The organism is Vibrio sp. STUT-A16 (assembly GCF_026000495.1).
Classification (GTDB): domain Bacteria; phylum Pseudomonadota; class Gammaproteobacteria; order Enterobacterales; family Vibrionaceae; genus Vibrio; species Vibrio diabolicus.
Genome location: NZ_AP026765.1, coordinates 3,124,262 through 3,140,865, shown reverse-complemented (window position 1 = coordinate 3,140,865; position 16,604 = coordinate 3,124,262). Strand labels below are relative to the sequence as shown.

At 45.9% G+C, this 16,604-nt stretch carries 16 protein-coding genes and 1 riboswitch; of the genes, 10 read left to right on the top strand and 6 right to left on the bottom strand.

Going from position 1 to position 16,604, the window contains the following annotated elements; genetic code table 11:
• Window positions 1-4: 4 nt before the first annotated feature.
• The 4 genes from OO778_RS14810 (at window position 5) to thiQ (ending at window position 4,210) form a co-directional block, all read left to right on the top strand.
• Window positions 5-640 (top strand): flavin prenyltransferase UbiX, encoded by a 636-nt coding sequence (locus OO778_RS14810; protein WP_006742964.1) that lies wholly within the window; start codon window positions 5-7, stop codon window positions 638-640.
• 37 nt (window positions 641-677) lie between these two features.
• A riboswitch (TPP riboswitch) is annotated at window positions 678-814 on the top strand.
• 71 nt (window positions 815-885) lie between these two features.
• On the top strand, window positions 886-1,878 hold the full coding sequence (thiB, locus tag OO778_RS14805) for a thiamine ABC transporter substrate binding subunit (protein WP_104969028.1): 993 nt from the start codon (window positions 886-888) through the stop codon (window positions 1,876-1,878).
• 41 nt (window positions 1,879-1,919) lie between these two features.
• Window positions 1,920-3,506 carry a thiamine/thiamine pyrophosphate ABC transporter permease ThiP gene (thiP, locus tag OO778_RS14800; protein ID WP_074192002.1) on the top strand — a complete coding sequence of 529 codons (1,587 nt, stop codon included), beginning with the start codon at window positions 1,920-1,922 and terminating at the stop codon, window positions 3,504-3,506.
• The gene (gene thiQ, locus OO778_RS14795; RefSeq protein ID WP_047009041.1) at window positions 3,506-4,210 is read left to right on the top strand and encodes a thiamine ABC transporter ATP-binding protein; all 705 of its coding nucleotides are present in this window, start codon (window positions 3,506-3,508) and stop codon (window positions 4,208-4,210) included. Before thiP ends, thiQ begins: the two co-directional genes overlap by 1 nt.
• A gap of 18 nt (window positions 4,211-4,228) precedes the next feature.
• On the opposite strand, the gene OO778_RS14790 is transcribed toward thiQ, so the two are convergent.
• Window positions 4,229-5,176, bottom strand: coding sequence for a LysR family transcriptional regulator (locus OO778_RS14790; protein WP_074192003.1), 948 nt, complete (start codon window positions 5,174-5,176; stop codon window positions 4,229-4,231).
• 92 nt (window positions 5,177-5,268) lie between these two features.
• Between OO778_RS14790 and OO778_RS14785 the strand changes: the two genes are divergently transcribed.
• Window positions 5,269-6,345, top strand: coding sequence for an alkene reductase (locus OO778_RS14785; RefSeq protein WP_005392308.1), 1,077 nt, complete (start codon window positions 5,269-5,271; stop codon window positions 6,343-6,345).
• Window positions 6,346-6,408: 63 nt separating this feature from the next.
• Here OO778_RS14785 and OO778_RS14780 read toward each other — a convergent pair whose 3' ends face one another.
• The 4 genes from OO778_RS14780 to argR form a co-directional block, all read right to left on the bottom strand.
• Window positions 6,409-6,846 carry a universal stress protein gene (locus OO778_RS14780; RefSeq protein ID WP_005392306.1) on the bottom strand — a complete coding sequence of 146 codons (438 nt, stop codon included), beginning with the start codon at window positions 6,844-6,846 and terminating at the stop codon, window positions 6,409-6,411.
• Between the two features lie 42 nt (window positions 6,847-6,888).
• Window positions 6,889-9,468, bottom strand: coding sequence for a TRAP transporter permease (locus tag OO778_RS14775; RefSeq protein WP_074192004.1), 2,580 nt, complete (start codon window positions 9,466-9,468; stop codon window positions 6,889-6,891).
• 295 nt (window positions 9,469-9,763) lie between these two features.
• Window positions 9,764-10,732, bottom strand: coding sequence for a TAXI family TRAP transporter solute-binding subunit (locus OO778_RS14770; protein ID WP_074192005.1), 969 nt, complete (start codon window positions 10,730-10,732; stop codon window positions 9,764-9,766).
• A 405-nt stretch (window positions 10,733-11,137) separates the two neighbouring features.
• Window positions 11,138-11,608 (bottom strand): transcriptional regulator ArgR, encoded by a 471-nt coding sequence (gene argR, locus OO778_RS14765; protein WP_031780246.1) that lies wholly within the window; start codon window positions 11,606-11,608, stop codon window positions 11,138-11,140.
• Window positions 11,609-11,967: 359 nt separating this feature from the next.
• Here argR and mdh point away from each other — a divergent pair, with 359 nt between their 5' ends.
• Together mdh and OO778_RS14755 are read left to right on the top strand one after the other, a co-directional pair.
• Window positions 11,968-12,903 (top strand): malate dehydrogenase, encoded by a 936-nt coding sequence (gene mdh, locus OO778_RS14760; RefSeq protein ID WP_046874036.1) that lies wholly within the window; start codon window positions 11,968-11,970, stop codon window positions 12,901-12,903.
• Window positions 12,904-13,016: 113 nt separating this feature from the next.
• Window positions 13,017-13,208, top strand: a complete 192-nt coding sequence (locus OO778_RS14755; protein WP_005392299.1) for a hypothetical protein — start codon at window positions 13,017-13,019, stop codon at window positions 13,206-13,208.
• Between the two features lie 89 nt (window positions 13,209-13,297).
• Here OO778_RS14755 and ispB read toward each other — a convergent pair whose 3' ends face one another.
• Window positions 13,298-14,269 carry an octaprenyl diphosphate synthase gene (ispB, locus tag OO778_RS14750; protein WP_005392297.1) on the bottom strand — a complete coding sequence of 324 codons (972 nt, stop codon included), beginning with the start codon at window positions 14,267-14,269 and terminating at the stop codon, window positions 13,298-13,300.
• A gap of 256 nt (window positions 14,270-14,525) precedes the next feature.
• Between ispB and rplU the strand changes: the two genes are divergently transcribed.
• From rplU to cgtA, 3 genes are all read left to right on the top strand, one after another.
• A complete protein-coding gene (gene rplU, locus OO778_RS14745) occupies window positions 14,526-14,837 on the top strand; it encodes a 50S ribosomal protein L21 (RefSeq protein ID WP_005383096.1) in 312 nt (103 codons plus the stop codon).
• A 20-nt stretch (window positions 14,838-14,857) separates the two neighbouring features.
• Window positions 14,858-15,115 carry a 50S ribosomal protein L27 gene (rpmA, locus tag OO778_RS14740; RefSeq protein ID WP_005383095.1) on the top strand — a complete coding sequence of 86 codons (258 nt, stop codon included), beginning with the start codon at window positions 14,858-14,860 and terminating at the stop codon, window positions 15,113-15,115.
• A gap of 206 nt (window positions 15,116-15,321) precedes the next feature.
• Window positions 15,322-16,497, top strand: coding sequence for an Obg family GTPase CgtA (cgtA, locus tag OO778_RS14735; RefSeq protein WP_074192006.1), 1,176 nt, complete (start codon window positions 15,322-15,324; stop codon window positions 16,495-16,497).
• Window positions 16,498-16,604 lie beyond the last annotated feature (107 nt).

The following is a 16,604-nucleotide window of genomic DNA, read 5'->3' as shown; positions in this document are numbered from 1 at the left end:
TTTTATGCAAAACAAACAGCAGCAAGCAGAAAAAGCCATCACTTTAGCGTTAACTGGAGCATCTGGTGCGCCTTATGGTCTGCGCCTTTTAGAATGTTTAGTCGCGGCGGATTATCATGTCTACGTTCTGATCTCTTCGGCGGCTCGTGTCGTGATGGCAACCGAACACAACCTTAAGCTGCCAAGTGGGCCAGAAGCCGCAAAGCAAGCGTTGGTGGAACACCTCAACTGTGACCCAAATAACATCACCGTTTGTGGTAAAGATGACTGGTTCTCACCGGTAGCGTCTGGCTCTGCGGCACCCAAGCAAATGGTGGTTTGCCCATGTTCTGCGGGAAGTGTTGCGGCGATCGCGCATGGTATGTCGGATAACTTGATTGAGCGCGCCGCTGACGTGGTGATGAAAGAGCGTGGGCAGTTGTTGCTCGTCGTTCGCGAAACACCATTTTCAACGCTGCATCTGGAGAACATGCACAAGCTATCGCAAATGGGCGTCACCATCATGCCAGCGGCTCCGGGCTTCTATCATCAGCCGAAGAGCATTGAAGACTTAGTGGATTTTATGGTGGCGAGAATTCTCGACCACTTAGGTATTGAGCAAGGTTTGGTGCCTCGTTGGGGTTATGACCAGCGTTCGTGAGCTGATTGTGTAACCACTCAAATACCTTTACAATCCATCCCACTCATCGGGGAGCAAACCCATTTAGCATTGAGTCAATCAATGCATTTGGGCGCTGAGACCTAAGTGCTTTACTAGGGACCCGTATTACCTGAACCAGATAATGCTGGCGTAGGAATTGAGTCTGGATATTGGAAGTCCTTAATAGCCGCCTCAACCCTGTGCCGCTCAACTTATTTCTCTGAAATACTCATGGAGAGCGAGCAGTGAAACCCACTCTAAATCTGATTGCCCTAGCTGCAATCACCTCTACTTCAGCGTTTGCCGCTGAAAACACATTAACCATCTATACCTACGACTCTTTTGCCGCAGATTGGGGACCAGGTCCTAAAATCGAGCAAGCTTTTGAAGCAAAATGTGGCTGTGACGTTAACTTCGTGGCGTTGGACGATGGTGTGTCGATCCTGAATCGTCTTCGTCTTGAAGGCGGTAATAGCAAAGCCGACATCGTGTTAGGTTTGGATAACAACCTGATGGCCGAAGCGAAGAAAACCGGTCTGCTTACCGAGCACAATGTGGATACGGCCAACACAGTGTTACCAAATGGTTGGAGCGACACGACGTTTGTACCGTACGATTACGGCTACTTCGCGTTTGTGTACAACACAGAGAAACTGGCTAATCCGCCGAAAAGCATGAAAGAGCTGGTGGAAACGCGCGACGATTTAAAAGTGATTTATCAAGATCCGCGTACGTCAACGCCTGGCCAAGGCTTGATGCTGTGGATGAAATCCATCTATGGCGACGATGTGACGCAAGCGTGGCAGAAGCTAGCGAGCAAAACCGTAACGGTCACGAAAGGTTGGTCAGAAGCGTATTCCATGTTCCTTAACGGCGAGTCGGACTTAGTGCTTTCTTACACTACGTCACCTGCGTACCACTTAATTGCGGAAAACGATTCAAAGTTTGCGACGGCGAATTTTGCTGAAGGTCACTACATGCAAGTTGAAGTCGCCGCTAAAGTGAAAGGGGCAAAAAATTCAGAACTTGCTGATCAATTTATGAATTTCATTTTAAGTGATGAGTTCCAGTCAGCGATGCCAACGGGTAACTGGATGTACCCTGTTACTGACGTTGAGTTACCTAAAGGTTTTGAAACCTTGAGCGTTCCAAACAAGTCGTTGAGCTTTAGTGCTGATGAAGTGGCAAAAATGCGTAAGTCTTGGATTCGCGAATGGCAAAGCGCACTGACGTTTTAGCTGACGTTCCACCCCTCATCTGAATGAGATAGGTTTTACCTTTGAATTCTGTTCCAAAAATAGGTTTAGGGGTCGCGATGATCATCGCGACCTTTGTTGTTTCTGCCCTAGGTGCTTTGATTGTTCAAGCCCCTTCACTTGATGTGTCTGTGGTATGGGATGACCCGTATTATCAACATGTCACCAAGTTCAGCTTCTACCAAGCTTTTCTTTCCACATTGCTCAGTGTTGGCTTTGCCATTCCAGTAGCGCACGCACTTTCGCGTCGCCAATTTATTGGTAAATCATTACTGCTTAAGCTGTTTGCATCGACACTGGTTTTGCCGGTTTTAGTTGGTGTTTTTGGGCTGTTAGCGATTTATGGCAACAGTGGTTTGTTGGCGCAGTGGTTGCAAAGTTTCGATACTAAACTGCCATTCTCTATTTACGGTTTGAACGGCATATTACTCGCCCATGTGTTCTTTAATTTACCTTACGCGGCGCGATTGCTTCTGCAAGCATTAGAATCTATTCCTGCCGAGCAACATAAGCTGTGTGCGCATTTAGGTATGAACCATTGGAATAAGTTTCGTTGGGTGGAATGGCCGCGTTTAAGACAGCAACTTCCCCACGTTTGTGGTTTGGTATTTATGCTGTGCTTCACCAGTTTCGCCACTGTAATGGCATTGGGGGGCGGGCCAAAATCCACCACCATTGAATTGGCAATTTACCAAGCGATTAAGTTTGATTTTGATTTACAAGCTGGGGCGTTATTGGCGCTGTGGCAGATGCTGTTATGTGGACTGCTTGCCATTGGAGTGCAGAAGTTAACAAAGCCTGTTTCTATCAGTGCTGGCAGCACATCGGTACAGCAATATTTAACGAAGGATCATGGGTGGTCAAAAGCTTGGGATAGCTTTTGGATCATAGGTGCCTTTTTACTGGTGATACCACCGTTATTGATGGTGTTACTGAGTGGCATCAACCAACAAGTTTGGACGGTGTTAACCGATGAACGTTTTTGGTCTGCGTTATTTAACTCACTCAAAGTGGCAGGGTTAGCCAGTGCGCTTGCGGTTGCTGCGGGCGTGTCTATATTGTTGACCAGTCGCCGTTGGCGGTTGCAGTACAAAAACACGCGAGCCGATCAGATTGAGCTAATCGGCACCATTATTTTGGTGACGCCAGGTTTGGTGATTAGCACCGGATTATTCTTGCTGTTGCGATCATTTACCGATGTTTTTAGCTTGGCGTTTTTTGTTGTGATTTTGGTAAATGGTTTGATGGCTTTGCCTTACGTGATCAAAACGCTGGCACAGCCAATGCTGCACATCGAGCAGCAATACCAGTATGTGTGTGCCAGCTTAGGCATGCGTGGCTGGCAACGCTTTAAAGTGGTGGAGTGGCAGGCGCTGCGCAAGCCATTCGCACATGCGTTTGCGATCAGCTTTATGTTTGCGATTGGCGATTTAAGTGCTATTGCGTTGTTTGGTGGACAAGAGTTCCGAACTTTACCTCTGTATTTGTTCCAGTTACTTGGCAGCTATCAGATGGACGCGGCTGCGGTGGTATCGGTGACCTTGTTGTTGTTGAGTGTGGGCTGTTTTGCCTTGATTGAGAAAGTATTGAAAACGAAGGAGAGAGCGTAATGTTAGTGTTGGATGATGTGCAGTACACCTACCAACGTGAGCTGTTTCGTTTTGATTTAACGATTGAGCAAGGTCAGATAGTGTCGCTGATGGGACCAAGTGGGGCTGGAAAATCGACGTTGCTAGCGTTGGTGGCTGGGTTTATCCATCCTGACCAAGGTGACATTCGGGTTGATGGTGAGTCGATTGTGCACAAAGAGCCTTATCAGCGTCCTTTCTCCATGCTGTTCCAAGAGCATAACTTGTTTTCTCACTTGTCGGTGCGTGACAACATTGGCTTAGGTTTACACCCAGGGCTAAAGCTTACGGTAGACCAAAAACGTCAGGTTGAACAAGCGGCGCAGCAAGTTGGCGTTGCAGAGTACCTCGACCGTTTGCCTGAGCACCTTTCTGGAGGGCAGCGTCAACGTGTTGCCTTGGCGCGTTGTTTTGTTCAGCCTCATCCCATGTGGCTGTTGGATGAGCCTTTCTCGGCGCTTGATCCGGTTTTACGTGAAGAGATGCTGAGCTTGGTAAAAAAACTGGCGGCAGAGCGGGGAATAACCGTATTGATGGTCACGCACCATTTAAGCGATGCCAAAGCCATTGCCAGCCACTTTGTGTTTGTGGCTGATGGCAAAGTGGAAGCGGCGGATAGTATGTCTGCATTGAGTGAGCAGCATGCTAGTGAGAAGCTTGCGGCATTTATCCGAGCCGCACGCTAATTCTCAATGGTGGCTGGGTTATGCTTCTCCGCAACACAAACCATGTCGAGGACCAAATTCAAACTGAGATCTTAGGCTCATGATATGGTCAATCATCGCTTGTACTCGTCGCGTTCGGTTTGCGCCAGGACGATAGACTAAATAAATGGGCATTGGTACCGTGTGCCATTGAGGTAAAACTCTGACTAAGGAGCCATTTTCCAGCTCTTGCGTCATGTTTTGCATAGGTAAGTTAGCGATTCCCAATCCTTTGAGCGCGCCTTTTAATACCGCTTCTACGGTGGTGCTAGAGAAGTTACTGCTTACTGAGACGTTGACGGTGCTGTCCTGCGAAATCAACGTCCAAGGGCCTATCTCTGAAACATACTGATATCTCAAACAGTTGTGTGTTGTCAGATCTTCTGGCGTTTTAGGTACGCCACACTCAGCTAAATACTCAGGACTGGCGGCCAATACTCGGGTGGTGTAACCCAATTTTTTAGCAATCAGTCGATCATCGACGATCTGGCCGACTCGAATTGCCATATCAAAACCGTGTGAAAACAGATCAACAAAATCGTTCGATGCTTCTAACGCAATTTGTACTTTTGGCCATTGTTTTAAAAATGGTAAAAAGATGTGCTCAGCCATATACGCATCCAAGGCTGGCGGCGCAGCAATGCGAAGCCGACCTTGGATCTGCTGTTCCATTTCCTGAACGTCTTGACCAATCGAGTGAAACTCCTCAACTAAGCTTGCAGCACGCTCTAAAACCATTTGACCAGCTTCGGTAATCACCAACTTTCGGGTCGTGCGCTCTAGGAGCTTGGCTTCAAAGTGTTGTTCGAGTTTGGTTATGGCTTTACTAACAGTAGATTTTGGTAGGTTTAACTCCGCCGCGCACTTGGTTAAGCTCAGTAGTCGACAGCTTGTGACAAAGATAGAGAGCGTCCTAAAGTCAATTGTTTCTAAATTTCGAACAATCACTTTCAATTATCCATATTGTTTCAATATTGATCTGATTATAGTCTGGCTCTTCATCCTTAGCCATCAAGTTATTGTCATTTGAGGTAAACAACATGTCCAACTCTGTAGACTTATTTTCTCCTATCGAACTCGGTCAATTAGCATTAGATAACCGTGCCATTATGGCCCCTTTAACGCGCGCTCGTGCCAGCGCAGATCATATCCCGAATGACCTTATGGTTGAGTACTATGCTCAACGCGCGAGTGCTGGACTTATCATTGCTGAATGCACCATGGTGATGGAAGGAACGTCTGCTTTTATGGCAGAACCGGGCATTTATAACGAAGAACAAATTGCAGCTTGGAAAAAGGTAACGGATGCGGTTCATGAGAGAGGCGGTAAGATCGTATTGCAAATTTGGCATGCGGGACGCGCTTGTCATCCTGAACTGAATGATGGGAAAACGCCTGTTGCAGCGAGCGCACTAGCCATTCGTGATGAGTTAGTCCATACCCCTTCCGGTAAGCAAGCATATACGGTACCACGAGCACTCGAAGTGGATGAGATAGCTTCTATTGTGGCGGCGTTTAAGCAAGGTGCGGAAAACGCCAAGAAAGCAGGCTTTGATGGTGTGGAGATACATGGCGCCAATGGTTATCTTATCGATAACTTTCTTCGTGATGGTTCGAATTTACGTACTGATGAATACGGTGGCTCAGTCGAAAATCGTGCCCGTTTTTTACTTGAGATAGTTAAAGAAGTGGTCGAGGTATGGGGACCTGGAAGAGTAGGGCTGCGCACATCACCATTAAATGGATTTAATGACATGAAAGACAGCGATCCGGTTGGCTTGGTTCGTTACTTAGCTAAGCAACTTAATGCTTTCGATCTTGCTTATTGGCACGTGATGCGTGCGGATCTAAAGGGCGTACAAAAAGCAGATGTTCTCAAGCCAGCACGCGAAAACTATCAAGGTTACCTAATGGCCAACGTGGGCTACAGTGCACAAGAAGCGACAACGGCAATTGCAGAAAATCAAGTTGATGTGGTCGCATTTGGCGTTCCATTTATCGCCAACCCTGATTTAGTTGAGCGATTTAAGAAAAATGCACCTCTTAATGAGGCAAAACCTGAGCACTTTTATTTAGGTGGAGCAGAAGGTTATACCGATTACCCAGTAATGGCATAATCCTTACTTGTTCAATATAAAAAGGACGCTAATGTTAGCGTCCTTTTTCGTTTCTTTAGTTGTTTAACCTTGCGGTTTCACGACCATCACATTGATTGGAGAATATTCCACGACCTTACTTGCGACAGAGCCAAGCATTACTTTATTGATTTTAGAACGCTTGTGACTTGGCATAATGATGAGATCAGCGCCCAAGCGCTCTGCATAATCAAGAATCGTCGCGTAGGCTTTGCCCTCAGCAACATGCACTTGGTACACAACATCTTCAGCAATATGCTTATTGGCGAAAGCTTTTAATTGCTGCTTCACGTCTTGCTTCATTTTGGCTGCTGCATCTTTTGGGAAGTATGTAGCAACCATCGACATGTGAATTCCAGGTAATACTGTTAGAAGGTGGATTTGCGCATTCGCTTGCTTTGCCTGCCAAACCGCTAGTTCAACCGCTCGGTCTGAAAAGCCTTGGTCATTTAGATCAACCGGAACAAGAATTTGTTTGTACATTCAATGTCTCTCACTAAGGCCCCTTCCTCGGGGCCAAATCGGTTATGCGCTCAATTGTTCCTTACGAGCACGACGTTTTTGGTTCATGGCAAGCACCAGCAAAATCATTAAGCATGGCACAAATACCCATTCTTTCATCGGACGTTCTGCATCTTGGATAACCCACTTGATCTCCCAATCAAAGTCGATACCTGCAGACTCTGCCGGGCTACCAAACTCGACCATATCGACAATCATTTTGTTGTCGCTTTCGGTCAGCATCAGACCCATAGACGAAATACGTGCTTCCGCTGTTGTCGCACTGTCTTCGAATGGAAGACGAACCGTTTTCTCGATGTAGTCGCCCTCAAGGTTTTCGCCGGCAACACGTAGCTCCAATGATTCTCCTACATTTAGCGTTTTCGTGATTTGAGCTACCTCAACGCCAGGAGAAAGAACTTTCGCTGGGTACAGCATGTCCCACCAAAAACCAGGACGGAAAAACGAAAATGTCAGTACTAATAATAGAACGGTTTCCCACCACTTGTTACGCGTGAACCACCATCCTTGTGTTGCGGCGGAGAAGATCAGCATCGCAATGATCGATGAGATGACAGTGAGTGCTAAATGCCACCAAGAGTCTATCCCCATCAACAGTAGCTGAGTATTGAACACAAACATGAATGGCAAAATGGCGGTTCGAATATCGTAAGTAAAGCCTTGGATACCTGTACGAATCGGGTCTGATTTAGCAATCGCAGCCGCCGCAAATGCCGCAAGACCTACGGGTGGGGTGTCGTCGGCCAAAATACCAAAGTAGAAAACGAACAAGTGCACCGCAATGAGTGGGATGATCAAGCCATGTGCTGCACCTAGTGTGACAATAACCGGTGCCATCAACGTAGAGACGACGATGTAGTTCGCCGTTGTCGGTAGACCCATCCCAAGAACCAAGCTGATTATTGCGGTAAACAGCAGCATAAGAATGATGCTACCGCCAGAGATAAACTCAACGAAGTCCGTCATGACCAGGCCGATACCCGTTAGGGTGACGACCCCAACTACGGTACCTGCCGCTGCCGTTGCAACGCCGATACCAATCATGTTGCGAGCGCCAGCAACCAAGCTCTCAGCCAGATCGACGAAGCCATCTTTGGTTTGCTGCATCATGTCACCTTGCCTTGATAACAGAGCAATCAATGGACGCTGAGTCAGCAAAATGAAAATCATGAACACCGTTGCCCAGAATGCTGAAAGACCTGGCGAGAAGCGCTCTACAGTCAGACACCAAACCAAGACAACGATAGGCAGTAGATAGTGCAAACCAGATTTAACCGTTGGGCCAGGATCTGGTACTTCTGTTAACTCTGCATCAATCTCAATTGCGCCATCTTGCACGTGATTTGCTGAGATCTTCACCAAGCCAACGTACGCAATTAACAGGGCAACCGTAACTATTGGCGTCGCGGCATCACCAAAGACATCTTTCGTCCAACCCACTCCGTAGTAAACCAATGCGCTGATCACACACAGTCCTAAGATTGTGCCAGTAAAGGAAAGCAAACTTTGCACTAACGTTGGGTTGTGGCGACGAGGAAGACCTGTCATACCCGCTTTACACGCCTCAAGGTGAACGATGTAAATCAAAGCGATGTAAGAGATAAGTGCCGGAAGTAGGGCAGCCTTAATCACCTCAACGTAGGAGATACCGACATATTCCACCATCAAGAATGCCGCCGCGCCCATGATTGGTGGTGTTAACTGACCATTGGTTGAGGCAGCAACTTCAACGGCTCCCGCTTTGGTGCCCGGAAAACCGACACGTTTCATCAATGGAATGGTAAAGGTACCAGTGGTTACCACGTTTGCGATTGAAGAGCCAGAAACAAGCCCAGATAAACCAGATGCAACAACGGCCGCTTTTGCAGGACCACCTTTCATATGACCCAGTAAAGAAAAGGCGACTTTAATGAAGTAAGCACCTGCGCCAGCGCGTTCCAGCATGGCGCCAAACAATACAAACAAGAAGACAAAAGAGGTTGAAACGCCTAATGCGACACCGAATACACCTTCCGTTGTTAGCCATAAGTGAGACATGGCCTTGTTTAAGCTCGCTCCTTTATGCGCGATGACATCGGGCATGTAAGGGCCGGCAAAGGTGTAAGTAAGGAAGACAGCAGCGACCACCATCAGTGGTGGACCGAGCGCTCGGCGTGTTGCCTCTAAAAGGAGAACCATACCGATGACAGCAACGACGATATCTGCCGTTGTTGGTGCACCGGAACGTCCAGCTAGCTCGGTATAAAAAAGGTAAATATATGCCGCAGAAAAACTACCTGCTAGCGCCAATATCCAATCGACAAGAGGGATATGATCGCGAGGGGAATTTTTCATCGCTGGATAAGCAGTGAAAGCCAAGAAGATCGCGAAAGTGAGGTGGATTGATCGCGCTTCCGTGTCGTTCAGTACGCCGAAATTAAAAATAAATGGTAGCGGAGATGCGTACCATAATTGAAATAGTGACCAACACAGAGGAACAAACCAAAGGATTTGTCCTTGCATTCCCGAGGGGCTACGTGCACCTGTGTCTGCCTGAGCCACCATTTCTTGCACATCTTGTGACGGAGCTTGATTCGTCGCCATGTACTTTTTCCTTATTATTGATGGTCCTGTCGGATTTTTATCGAGAACCACACTTCGCCTTTATCAGTGTAGCGAATGGAGCGAAGTTTGCTTTCGAGTATTTTGCTGCCTGAACTCAAAGTGTTGAATTTTGGAGACTCTGCTAGGCGGCGTTTAAGTTTTTCTTGGGTATGAACTCGCAATTTTCGGAAGAAAACTGGCGAATGAAGCATGCAGTTAGCACGTGCTACAACCTGCATGCTCAAACAGGCAGAAAACCATCTTTCCCTGCCTGTGAGTTTGAAGTCTGAGGAAGTTACTTAAGTAGACCCACTTCTTTGTAGTATTTTTCTGCACCTGGGTGAAGAGGGATAGATAGACCCGCTTTCACCATGTCTTCTTTTTTCAGGTTTGCAAACGCAGGGTGTAGACGTTTGAACGTATCGAAGTTTTCAAACACGGCTTTTGCAACATTGTAAGCGACATCGTCTGAAACGTCTGCTGTTGTAACCATCGTTGCCGCAACACCAAAGCTGTTTACGTCTTTGTCTGTGCCACGATACATGCCAGCCGGCACTGAGCTAAAGGCGTAGTATGGGTTATCAGCAACAATCTTATCGATTTTCGGGCCTGTTGCAGAAACTAGCTTAGCATCACATGATGTTGTTGCTTCTTTGATTGAACCGTTCGGGTGACCCACCATGTAAATGAATGCGTCAATTTTGTTGTCACAAAGTGCTTGAGAACGCTCAGAGCCCTTTAGCTCAGAAGCCAATTTGAAGCTGTCGTTTGTCCAGCCCATCGCTTCCATAACAACGCCCATGGTTGCACGGTCACCAGAGCCAGGGTTACCGATGTTTACGCGCTTACCTTTTAGATCTTCAACGTTTTCGATACCTGAATCTGCACGAGCAATGATGTTGAAAGGTTCTGTATGAAGAGAGAACATTGCACGTAGCTTTTTGTACGGGCCTTGTTCCGCAAACTTACTCGTACCATTGTAGCCGTGGTACTGCCAATCCGATTGCACGATACCAAAATCTAACTCGCCAGCACGGATAGTGTTAACGTTGTAAATAGAGCCGCCAGTCGATTCTACTGAACAACGAATGTTGTGTTCTTTACGACCTTTATTGACCAATTTACAGATAGCACCACCAGTAGGGTAGTAAACACCTGTAACAGAGCCAGTACCGATAGTAATAAACTCTTGAGCGTTGACTGCGCCTGCACCCATTATTGCTGCAGCGATAGCGCCTACTTTGAGAAGTTTGTTAAATGCCATGAATTTCCCTTCCTTATATTCATTATTTACCCGGAAATAACCATAAATCACTTCTGGAGTTTCCTATTTGGAAACGGCATCTTTTCCAATCCAATCGTTTGAAAAAGCGAGCGAATCATAACAAAAAATTGGCAGAAAATTATCCAATTGTTAAATGTTATAGTTGATAAGTCTGAATCTTGTGCAGGAGGATAGTGTTAGATTTGTGATTTAATTCTTTTTATAACAAACACTTAATAAGTATTAAGTGAACGAAGTGAAAAAGATCAATTGCGTGATGTTAATCACAAAATAGGTGGGTAAATAATGGTCTGGATAAGCAAAAAATTTACATAAATCATGGGCTACAAAATGAGATTTCTTTTATAGCCCACAAAGAGTTAGCTGATCTAAATGTGAAAGAACTTAGCCAGTGTATTCGAACAGTTCACACACTGATTTGAACAACTGTTCAGTCGTAATCGCCATCGTTGGAGTGATAAAGATAGTGTCATCACCTGCAACAACACCAAGAATACCTTCGGATTTACCCAGTGAGTCAAGCAAGCGAGCAATCAACTGCGCAGCACCAGGGCCAGTATGGATAACAACTAATGCCGCGTTATGGTCAATGTCTAGCACCAGTTCACGCAAAGAGCTGCTTACAGTCGGTACGCCTAGCTCAGCAGGAAGGCAGTAAACCATTTCCATTTTTGCATTGCGTGTGCGGACGGCGCCAAATTTAGTCAGCATGCGTGATACTTTCGATTGGTTAATGCTTTCAAATCCTTGTTGTTTGAGTGCATCAACAATCTCACCCTGTGAGCCAAAGCTCTCTTCTTTTAATAGGGCTTTAAAGGCGCGGACTAAGTTGTCTTGTTTTTCTGAATTGCGCATAGTCATTACGAGTCTCTTATTACGGGTCAGCAATTTTGCATATTCTCGCATATATATTCATGCGGTGCCAAAGAGTCCCAGTATTATGTTAGTTACGTCACTGTAAACTATATACCACATGGAATTCTTTAACTATATGAAGTAGGGCTGTTTTTGTTTTCTTGAATTCCTTGTCATTTCAACAGAATAAAAGAATAATCCAAGCCCCATTTGTAGCACGGTAACAGCGAGTTGCGCGAGGTCGCAAAGCTAGCGTTAATTGATTGTAATCAAGTTGTGATTCCGATAGCTTTATTTAAGTTGGTTACAAACTACCCTACGAATACGTTTATAAGAGAAATACTCTCAAGGAGAACTACATGAAAGTAGCCGTTATTGGTGCCGCTGGTGGCATCGGTCAAGCCCTGGCCCTTCTACTTAAGAACCGTCTTCCTGCTGGTTCTGATTTAGCCCTATACGATATTGCTCCAGTAACTCCTGGTGTGGCTGCTGACCTTAGCCACATCCCGACGCCAGTTTCTATCAAAGGTTACGCGGGTGAAGATCCTACTCCAGCACTAGAAGGTGCGGATGTTGTGCTGATTTCTGCAGGTGTTGCTCGTAAGCCTGGTATGGATCGCGCGGATCTATTCAATGTAAATGCTGGTATTGTTAAGTCGCTAGCGGAGAAGATTGCGGTTGTTTGTCCGAAAGCTTGTGTTGGTATCATCACAAACCCGGTAAATACAACAGTGCCAATTGCCGCTGAAGTACTTAAGAAAGCGGGTGTTTACGATAAGCGTCGCTTGTTCGGTGTAACAACACTTGACGTTATCCGTTCAGAAACATTCGTTGCAGAGCTAAAAGACAAAGATCCAGGTGACATTCGCGTACCTGTTATCGGTGGTCACTCTGGCGTAACGATCTTACCTCTACTGTCTCAAGTGGAAGGCGTTGACTTTACAGCTGAAGAAGTAGAAGCATTAACGAAACGTATTCAAAACGCAGGTACCGAAGTTGTAGAAGCGAAAGCGGGTGGTGGTAGTGCAACACTATCAATGGGCCAAGCTGCATGTCGCTTTGGTCTGTCTCTAGTTCGTGCTCTTCAAGGTGAAGAAGGCGTAGTTGAATGTGCATACGTTGAAGGCGACGGTGAGCACGCGACTTACTTCGCACAGCCTGTGAAACTAGGTAAAGAAGGCGTAGAAGAAGTACTAAGCTACGGCAAACTCAGCGACTACGAAAAGTCTGCACTAGACGGTATGCTAGAAACACTAAATGGCGACATCAATATTGGTGTTGAATTCGCAAAGTAATCTAGAAAGCTCGAATAAGAAGAAAGCCGATCAAAATGATCGGCTTTTTTGATCTTTGGCTTCTCTGCTTCGTAAAATTACTTGATCAAAACAACGTGGTGAAGGAGAAGATGATGGAAGCAAGTCGAATCCGTAAAGGCATGGTTGTTGAATGCCAGCAGGGCGTAGGTACGATATTGGTGGTCGACCGTGAAGCAGAGACGGTACTGTTGTCGAAACAAGGTTCTGATCAGCAGATTGCGGTTAGCTTTGATGAAATAGAAGATGACCCACAACTGCATGGCGGTAGTGACAGATATTACTAGCGCTTATCACGGCATTAGGTATCAGATACAAAAAAGGAAGAGCTTGCTCTTCCTTTTTGTTTTAAGTCTTGCGTTATGGGTTGCTATGATTACTTCGTGCGTTGTACCGCGACATGAGCCAGAGTAATAAGCGCTTGCTTGTATTCAGATTCCGGCAATACTGATAGTTCTTCGATCGCTTTGTCTGCTTCTTCTAGTGCTTTTTGCGTCGTGTATTCCAGAGATCCGGCCTCTTTCATCACCGCGAGAATTTCTTCTAAGCGATCCATGCCATTGGCCTTCTCAATTGCTTCGCGAATCATGAGGGCATTGTCTGGCGTGGTATTACGCATAGCGTGAAGTAGAGGCAAAGTTGGCTTGCCTTCAGCCAAATCATCCCCCACATTTTTACCCATGTCTTCGCCATCAGAGGTGTAATCCATGACGTCATCAATAAGCTGAAACGCAGTACCCAAATACTTACCGTAATTTTGCATTGCGATTTCAACATGCTCAGGAGCATCGTTTAAGATTGCGCCAATTTGAGTTGCAGACTCAAATAAGCGTGCCGTCTTAGAGTAGATGACTTGCATGTAGCTTTCTTCTGTCGTGTCAGGATCGTTACAGTTCATCAACTGCTGAACTTCACCTTCGGCGATCACGTTTACGGCGTTGCTCATTAGCTTAAGGATCTTCATGGATCCTAGCTCCGTCATCATTTGGAATGAGCGAGTATAGATAAAGTCCCCAACTAACACGCTAGCAGCATTGCCAAATGCAGCATTCGCAGTTGCTTTACCGCGGCGCATGTCTGATTCGTCGACCACGTCATCATGCAGCAAAGTCGCTGTATGGATGAACTCAATAAACGCAGCTGCCATTGTATGACCGTTGCCTTGGTAACCAAGTGCGCGGGCTGACAGTATCGCTAAAAGCGGTCTCAGACGTTTGCCTCCACCACTCACGATATAAAAACCGAGCTGGTTGATTAAAGAGACATCAGAATTAAGTTGGGCTTGAATTGTTTCATTCACTTTTGCCATGTCATCGGCAGTAAGCGCTTGGATAGTTTTAAAATCCATCGTATATCCGGCTGAAGTTAGACCCTGCAAGGCTTATTCGATTTATATAATTGTCGAATAATACACTAAAAAACGTTGATTAATACATTACTAAAGGGCATGATTGCCGCACTTTTCTTTGGCGATTAGCTTTTCGCCAATTTTTTCAAAATATGGCTTGTCATAGGAGCATCTATTCTGTAGAATCTGCGCCCTATTGATGATTAGTTTAGCGCACACCCTCAAGAAAGGCTGTGCGGAAAAAGCGGAGTAAAATATGTACGCTGTTTTCCAATCTGGTGGTAAACAACACCGTGTAAGCGAAGGTCAAACTCTTCGTTTAGAGAAATTAGACGTTGAAACTGGTGCAACTGTAGAATTTGATAAAGTTCTTCTTGTTGCTAACGGCGAAGACATCAAAGTTGGTGCTCCTCTTGTAGAGGGCGGCAAAATTGTTGCTGAAGTTGTACAACACGGTCGTGGCGATAAAGTTAAAATCGTTAAGTTCCGTCGTCGTAAGCACTCTCGTAAGCAACAGGGTCACCGTCAGTGGTTCACTGAAGTGAAGATCACTGGTATCAACGCTTAATCTATTAGGAGAGTTTAACAATGGCACACAAAAAAGCTGGTGGTTCTACTCGTAACGGCCGCGATTCAGAAAGCAAACGTCTAGGTGTTAAGCGTTTCGGTGGTGAATCTGTACTAGCAGGTAACATCATCGTTCGTCAACGTGGTACTAAGTTCCACGCTGGTAACAACGTAGGTATCGGTAAAGACCACACTCTATTCGCTCTTACTGAAGGTAAAGTGAAGTTCGAAGTGAAAGGTCCTAAGAACCGTAAGTTTGTAAGCATCGAAGCTGAGTAATTAGGTTTTTACCAAGTTACTTAATAGCTTTAAGCTGAATTCAAAAGCCCTGCCGAATCGGCGGGGTTTTTTATTTATGGCAGTCGACATATCGAAGTTTCTCGTTTCCACCTTATTTATGGGCTGGGAGCTTAGATCTGTCATCTGCTAAAATTGTCAGATGACAAAGTAGATTTAATCCACGCACGAAGTAGTCGGAGTAAAAGATGAAGTTCGTAGATGAAGCGGTAGTAAAAGTTCAGGCTGGCGACGGCGGTAGTGGCGTTGTGAGTTTCTGGCGTGAAAAATTCATCACTAAAGGTGGTCCTGATGGCGGTGATGGTGGCGACGGTGGTGATGTTTATATCCAAGCCGATGAAAACCTTAACACTCTGATTGATTATCGTTTCCAGCGCTTCTACGAAGCGGAGCGTGGTGAGAATGGCCGCGGCGGTAACTGTACTGGTAAACGTGGTAAAGACATCGTTCTTCGTGTACCTGTAGGTACGCGCGCAGTGGATATCCATACAAATGAAATCGTGGCTGAAGTTGCTGAACACGGTAAGAAAGTGATGATCGCAAAAGGCGGTTGGCACGGTCTAGGTAACACGCGTTTCAAATCTTCAGTAAACCGCGCGCCTCGTCAAAGAACATTAGGCACAAAAGGTGAAGTACGTGAAATTCGCCTTGAGCTATTGCTTCTTGCTGACGTTGGTATGCTTGGTCTACCTAATGCAGGTAAATCAACCTTTATCCGCGCAGTCTCAGCTGCAAAACCAAAAGTCGCTGATTACCCATTCACGACGTTGATCCCAAGCTTGGGCGTAGTAAGTGTCGTACCAGAGAAAAGCTTTGTTGTTGCAGACATTCCAGGTCTTATCGAAGGTGCAGCAGATGGCGCTGGTCTTGGTATTCGATTCTTGAAGCACTTAGAGCGTTGCCGAGTGTTGCTGCACATGATCGATATCATGCCAATTGATCAGTCTGATCCGGTGCAAAATGCACTAACGATCATTGATGAGCTAGAGCAATACAGTGAAAAACTGGCAAGCAAGCCACGCTGGTTAGTATTCAACAAAGTTGATTTAATGCCTGAAGAAGAAGCGAATGAGAAGATCCAAGAAATCTTAGACGCACTAGGCTGGGAAGACGAGTACTTTAAGATCTCGGCGATCAATCGTAACGGTACTAAAGAGCTTTGTTACAAATTGGCTGACTTTATGGATAACCTACCTCGCGAAGAGGAAGAAGTGGCTGAAGAAGATAAAGTTAACTTCATGTGGGATGACTACCATAAAGATGCGATGGCGGGTAAAGACGTTATCACTGAAGATGAAGACGACGATTGGGATGACTGGGACGATGAAGAAGATGACGGTCACGTTGTCTACGTTCGTGACTAATCAGAACCGTCAAATAATGCCTGTTTGTCTATAATTCATTAAGCCGCAATTATTTATTGCGGCTTTTTTTGTATCTAAATCATATTTAGATGGTGTGATTTACGGCA